A 1,017-nucleotide genomic window follows, 5' to 3' on the forward strand; every position below is an offset into this window, starting at 1 on the left:
ATAACTCAATAGAGGAAGCATTACAGCTTAAAAAAGAATTAAATGAAAAGCATTATGAAGTCTATTTAATTCAAGGTGACCTAACGAACCAGAATGATATTTCAAAGATAGGTGGTGAAATAGAAAGCAAGTATGGGCAAGTAGATGTACTCATCAATAATGCTGGTGGAATTATAACACGAGCACCATTTTTAGAAACAGATCCCTCTATTTGGATGGAATCATTTCAGTTAAATCTTATGAGTGCTGTTAAGCTTAGTCAACTATTCTTACCCGGAATGATTACTAAAAAATATGGAAGAATTATTAATGTATCATCAATGGGAGCCGAAACTGGCGGCATGTTTGACCATTTTCATTATTCGTCAATGAAAGGTGCAATGAATACTTTAACTAAGGGATTAGGAAAAGAGTTTGGAAAATTCGGTATTACCGTTAATGCTGTTGCACCTGGCCTAATTAATACACCCTTACAGCAAAGAACACCGAACCCTTTTCTTGATACTTTATCTCAAAAAACCCCGATTGGACGAATTGGACGACCAGAAGAAGTCGCTTCACTTATTGGCTATTTAGCATCAGAGAAAAGTAGCTATATTACTGGTCAAGTGTATAATGTCATGTAGGTGACACTTAGCTTTTATAACAATATTGGATTACAATAATTCGACAATATTCTCGTACTATCTTTTTGGTTGGGTACAAACTTTAAAAAACGCAAAAAATTTTTCATTTTTTAGAATATTCTGCGCTGTGTATAAGAATATTTAATAGAGGAATGTGATTAACTCTCTTAAAGATCTAATCCTTTTTTGATAGATAGTTAGCTTAAAATTTCCTCAAAATGAAGAGGAGGGGAGGACTAAAGAAAAAAGTTATCGGTAATATGATAGCGTTTACAAAATCTGGAACGCATAGATGGCTTGGAATGGCAGTAGACCTTTGTTTAAAATTGGCGCCCATGAAAATAGAGTTGCACCAATTTTTATAGGGATATTAGATTTATCTATAATGTAG

The 1,017-nt window shown here is 33.6% G+C and carries 1 protein-coding gene; it reads left to right on the forward strand.

What is annotated here, in order from left to right; genetic code table 11:
- The coding region (locus tag V7014_RS11030) for an SDR family NAD(P)-dependent oxidoreductase (protein ID WP_335507055.1) at nt 1–626 on the forward strand (626 nt) is incomplete at its 5' end.
- Between the last annotated feature and the right edge of the window lie 391 nt (nt 627–1,017).

Origin of the sequence: Bacillus sp. JJ722 (assembly GCF_036963345.1) — a bacterium.
In the GTDB taxonomy this organism is placed as follows: Bacteria; Bacillota; Bacilli; order Bacillales; family DSM-1321; genus Bacillus_AD.